Origin of the sequence: Vulcanococcus sp. CPBay_Sum15L08_68 (genome assembly GCF_017855895.1) — a bacterium.
In the GTDB taxonomy this organism is placed as follows: Bacteria; Cyanobacteriota; Cyanobacteriia; order PCC-6307; family Cyanobiaceae; genus Vulcanococcus.
Map to the genome: position 1 here is coordinate 1 of NZ_JAFMFX010000091.1, position 5,250 is coordinate 5,250.

Here is a 5,250-nt window from a genome sequence, read left to right on the forward strand (position 1 = left end):
TCGCTGGCCTCGGGGTGTTGCTCTGCCTGGCCGGGGCGCTGCTCCTGCTCCCCGGAAACCTGCTCCCACTCGAGATCCCGCCCCTGGCGCCAGCACTGCTGGGTCTTGCGGCCCTGGCCCTGGGCCTGAGCTGGGCGCTGCTGCCCCAACAACGGACCCCGAAACGCGTCCTGGCCGCCGTGTTGATCGGCCCCTGGCTGGCCCTGAGCCTGCTGGTGCAGGGGGGCCTGTTCAGCGATCGCTCTCCAGGGCTGCGCCAGGCCCTCAGCGATGGCGCGATCCAACCGCTGCTGGCCGCAGAACCGGTGGCCGTCATCAGCGGCAGCCCCCTGAGCGGCCAGGCCCATGCCCAACTGATCCTGCTGGCCCTGGGGACTCCGCAGTTGGGAGCAAAGGTGGAGAGCGCGGCGGCGCTGGAGCCAGGCCGCTTGGCCTGGATTGAGACAGCGGCCCTGCAGGATTCCGCCAATCGGGAGCTGATCCCCCTGGCCTCGGGCGATGATCTGGCCCCATGGACCTTGGTACGCAGCCCCAGCGGCAACTGAACCGGCGTGATGGCCTGCTGCTGCTGGCCCTCTGGCTGCTCTGCCTGCTGCTGGACGGCCTTTGGATTCAGCAGCACCAGGCCCCGCCGGCCTGGGACCAAGGCGATCACCTCAGCCGCGCCCTGGGGGTCTGGCAGGTCCTGAGCCAGCCGGCCCCCTGGAGCGGGGACTGGTGGCACAGCCTCTGGGCCCAGGCCCCCAGCTACCGCGGCCCGCTGACCTACGTGCTCAGTGCACCCGTTCTGCAGCTGCTCGGCCCGAGCTTCAGCAGCGCCATGGCCTCCGGCGCCGTCTTCAACGGGATCCTGCTGCTGAGCTGCTACGGCCAAGGCCGGCAACTGCACAGCCGCCGCGCGGGGCTCTGGGCCGCCCTGTTTGTGGCGACAGCCCCGGCCCTGCTGAATCAACGCACCGACTACCTGATCGACCTGAGCCTGACGGCGGTCATGACCGGCAGCTGGTGGATCCTGAGCCAGCGGCGCTGGTTTGCAGCCGGCCGTCGCTGGCTCTGGACCGTCCTCAGCGGAATCGGACTGGGGCTGGTGGCCCTGACCCGGCCGACGGGCTTGGTGCTGCTCTGGCTCCCCCTGCTGCTGCTCCTGATCGGGGGCCTGCGCGAAGCGCGCCGCGGCCAATGGCGGCCTTTGCTGCAGGGCGCCACGGCCAGCGTCATCGCCTGGCTCCTGGTCTGGCCCTGGTTCAGCCAGAACTGGCTGACCATCCTGAGCACGATCAACAAAGCGCGCCAGTGGGGGGTCGCCTACCAGGACGGCCTGGAGGCCAACAGCCTGGAGGGTTGGCTCTACTACCTGAAATTGCTGCCGGCGATGCTCGGCAGCAGCCTGACGGCCCTGGTGCTGGTGGGCGGAGTCATCGCGCTGGTGGAGCGCAGACCGCAACTCAACCCAGACAAGGCCTGGCTGATCTGGTGGCTGAGCTTTCCCCTGGGGGGACTGCTGATCTGCATCCTGATGACCAGCAAGGACTTCCGCTTCGTCCTGCCCCTGCTGCCGCAGCTGGCCATTGCCTTGGCCCTGATCGTCGCCAGCGTCGAGCGCCGCTGGGCACCCCTTTGGCAGGGGGCGCTGGTGCTGGTCGCGCTGCTGGGGGCGCTCTGGAGCCAATTCGGCTGGGGGCCCAAGCTCAGCAGCTTTCCGCCCCATCGCCCGAACCCCCAGGGGGGCTGGCCCATCGAGGCGATCGTGGCCCGCGTCCGCAGCACCAGCCCCAATCAGCTCTCGACCCTGGCGGTGCTCCCGGACAGTGAAGGGCTCAACGCCTTCAACCTCGAAGCCGAGGGACGGCGCCAGCAGTTCCGCCTGGCCGCCCGCCAGACCGTGGCCCCCAAGGAGCGGCTGGAAGAAGAACTCAGCAACTTCGACTGGTTCCTGCGTAAGGGCGGGGACCAGGGGGTGATGAGCGATGAACGGCAGGCCCGCCAAAGCGAACTGCTGCAGAACTCAGCGCACTTCGAGCAGGTGGGCAGCTGGCCCCTGCCCGATGGCAGCCAGGCGCAACTGCTGCGCCGCAAGCAACTGAGCGTGCGCACCGCAGCAATCACCTGCCCGGCCCAGCTCAGCGGCTCGATCACAGCCATTCCAGGCGGCCTGGACATCCGGGTCTCAGGCCCCAGCACCGCCCTGCAGGGATCCAAGCTGCTGCTGACCCTCCGCCAGGGGGAGCAACGGCTCGAAGCCGACCAGGCCCTGGGCCAAGGCCTGCTGCGGTTGCCGAAGGGATGCCTCGAGGTTCAGCAACAGCTGGCCCTGAGTGACGATGCCAGCAGCGACGGGGCCTGGAGCGCTGAGCTGCAGCTGCTGAAGGCCAATGGCCAGCGGCAGGCCATCCAGCTGCCGGCCGATCGAGCGGTGCTGCTGCAACCGGGGCAGGGCGATCCCGGTGAACGCACGGCCAACCGCGTCGCCCTGCTGCGTCAGCTGGGGGAACAACTGCGCCGCGGCGAACTGGACAGCCTCTTCTCCAAGGTCGGACAGCTCAACCAAAGCGACCCGGAGCAGGTCTATCTGAGCGACGCCGAGGCGATCCTGCGGGCTCGGCTCCAGGACGATCCCGGTGACCTGAACGACCTCTACAGCCTGGCTCTGGCCCAGGCCCTGCAGCGCCACGCCGGCGATGCGGCGCAGACCTTGACCCAGATCAAGGCCCTGGATCCCTCCAATCCGAATGCACTGCTGGGGCTTGGAGTCGTGGAGCTTTATCGCTTTCGGCCCGCCCAAGCGCAGGTCGCGCTGGATCAAGCAGCGAAGATGAGCCCCAACAACTCCACCCTGCGCACCCTGCGCATCGTGGCCAGTGCCCTGCGCCTGGATCTGCCCCAGACCCTCCACCTGCTTCGTTCATGACCGCCTCGAGCCAGCAGATCCACTTCCGCCAGCGCAACCGCACCTATTACGCCGACCTGGAGCGTCTGCACCAACTGCTGGTGCCACCGGGCCTGCGGGTGCTGGAGGTGGGCTGCGGCAGCGGCGATCTGCTGGCCCATCTGCAACCGGCCCATGGGGTGGGCATCGAGCTGGATCCAGATGTCGCCGCTGTCGCCCGTGAGCGGCACCCCGAGCTGCGGATCCTGGCGGCCAACGCCGAGACGATGACCCCGGCGTCCATCGGCGAAACCCAGCCGTTCGATGTGATCCTGCTGCCGAACACCCTGAACACGCTGCAGGACGTGCAAGGGGTGCTGGAGCGGCTTGAGGCCTTCTGCCACCCGCGCACACGCCTGGTGGTGAGTTTCCACAATTGGCTCTGGCAACCGCTGCTGAAGGCCGCCGAGCGCCTGGGGCAACGGCAACCGCAACCGCCTGAGAGCTGGCTGACCCCCAACGACGTCCGCAACCTGCTGGATCTTGCGAGCTGGGAGGTGCTCAAAGAGGGCCAGCGCTGCCTGATCCCCCGCCAGATTCCGCTACTCACACCCCTAGCCAACCGTTGGCTGAGCCAACTGCCGCTGATCGACAACCTGGGGCTGACCCATTGGATGGTGGCCCGGCCGGCCCGTCAGCAGCGCCAGAACCCCAGCGTCAGCGTGGTCATCCCGGCCCGCAACGAAGCCGGAAACATCGCACCGGCGATTGAGCGGTTGCCGGAACTGGGCCGCTTCACCGAGGTGATCTTTGTCGAGGGGCATTCCTCCGACAACACCTGGGAGGAGATCGAGCGGGTCTGCGCGACCTATCAGGGGCCCATGCGCCTGAAGAAATTCCGCCAGACCGGCAAGGGCAAAGCCGATGCGGTCTGGCTGGGCTTTGATCAGGCCGAGGGGGATGTGCTGATGATCCTCGATGCCGATCTGACCGTCAGGCCGGAGGATCTGCCGCGCTTCGCCCAGGCCATGGCCGATGGACGCGGGGAGTTCGTCAACGGCTGCCGCCTGGTCTACCCCCGCAGCTGGGAGGCGATGCCGCCGCTGAACACGGCCGCCAACCGCTTTTTTGCCGCCGCCTTCTCCTGGTTGCTGCGTCAACGGCTCAAGGACACCCTCTGCGGCACGAAGGTGATCTGGAAGGACGACTACGAACGGCTCAAGGCCGGTCGCAGTTACTTCGGTGACTTCGACCCCTTTGGAGACTTTGACCTGCTGTTTGGCGCCAGCAAGTTGAACCTAAAGATCGTGGAAGTCCCGGTTCGCTACCAAGAGCGCAGCTACGGCAGCTCGAACATCGCCCACGTCAAAGAGGGCCTGATCCTGGGTCAGATGTGTCTCTATGCCGCCCGCAAGTTGAGGTTCATTCCCTGATGCGGCGCCGTTGGCTCTTCGGGCTGGTCGCAGCCCTGGCGATTTATCTCGGGCTGACCACGGCCTTTGGCATCCAGGAGGTCAGCGCGACCCTGGGCCAACTGCACTGGCGCTGGTGGATCCTGGCGCCCGCCATCTGCCTGGGTAGCCATCTGGTGCTGATCGGGCGCTGGTCCTATTACCTGCGCCAACTGGGCTTTCCCCTGCCCCTGAAACCCGCCGCCAAGATCTACGCCGCCGGCCTGGCCTTGATTGCCGCCCCCGGCCGCAGCGGCGAGGCGGTGCGCGGCCTCTGGCTGCAGCGGCGCCACGGCTTCCCGCTGACCGTGGGTGTGGGCATCACCCTGGCCGAGCGCCTGGCGGATCTCGCCAGTGCGCTACTGGTCCTCAGCTGGGGCCTTGGGGAGCAGGTCTGGATCGCCATGCTGATTGGCCTGGCGGTCCTCGGGGTCGGTGGCTGGGTACTGACCCACCCGCGGGTCCTGCGGCGCCTGGAGCATTGGCTCGAGAGCCTGCCCCTGCATCAACGCTGGAACGGCCTGATTCGGCTGCTGCGGGAAGCGCTGCTGGCCATGGGCCGGATGCGCCAGTTGATGAAACCCAAGCCCCTGATCGCCGGCACCCTGCTGGCCTGCGTCTGCTGGATGATTGAGGCGGGCCTGCTGGTGGCGCTCTATCACGCCCTCGGCGTTGAGCTGAGCCTGCACCAAACCGCCGTGATCCGAACCGCGACGGGCCTCGGCGGGGTGATCTCGCTGCTGCCGGCCGGTTTGGGCACCAGTGAGGCCACCTCGATTGGCCTGGCGATGCTCTACGGCGCCGATCGCTCCCAGGCCCTGGCGGTGACGCTCCTGCTTCGTCTCTGCACCCTCGCCATCCCCTGCCTAGTCGGAGTCCTGGCGTTGATGCGCCAACCGGATCTCAGCCGAGCCGCGGAATCACGCTGAGGGC

General features: G+C 67.9%; 3 protein-coding genes and 1 pseudogene. All 4 read left to right on the plus strand.

What is annotated here, in order from left to right:
- Window positions 1–545 (plus strand): annotated as a pseudogene (locus QZ189_RS10525) (glycosyl transferase); the annotation flags it as partial.
- Window positions 512–2,908, plus strand: coding sequence for a glycosyltransferase family 39 protein (locus QZ189_RS10530; protein WP_296421727.1), 2,397 nt, complete (start codon window positions 512–514; stop codon window positions 2,906–2,908). The pseudogene QZ189_RS10525 and the gene QZ189_RS10530, both read left to right, overlap by 34 nt.
- A complete protein-coding gene (locus QZ189_RS10535) occupies window positions 2,905–4,299 on the plus strand; it encodes a glycosyltransferase (RefSeq protein WP_296421728.1) in 1,395 nt (464 codons plus the stop codon). Before QZ189_RS10530 ends, QZ189_RS10535 begins: the two co-directional genes overlap by 4 nt.
- Complete coding sequence (locus QZ189_RS10540; RefSeq protein ID WP_296421729.1) at window positions 4,299–5,246, plus strand: lysylphosphatidylglycerol synthase transmembrane domain-containing protein; 948 nt, start codon at window positions 4,299–4,301, stop codon at window positions 5,244–5,246. The genes QZ189_RS10535 and QZ189_RS10540 overlap by 1 nt, the downstream gene beginning before the upstream one ends.
- Window positions 5,247–5,250: the final 4 nt, after the last annotated feature.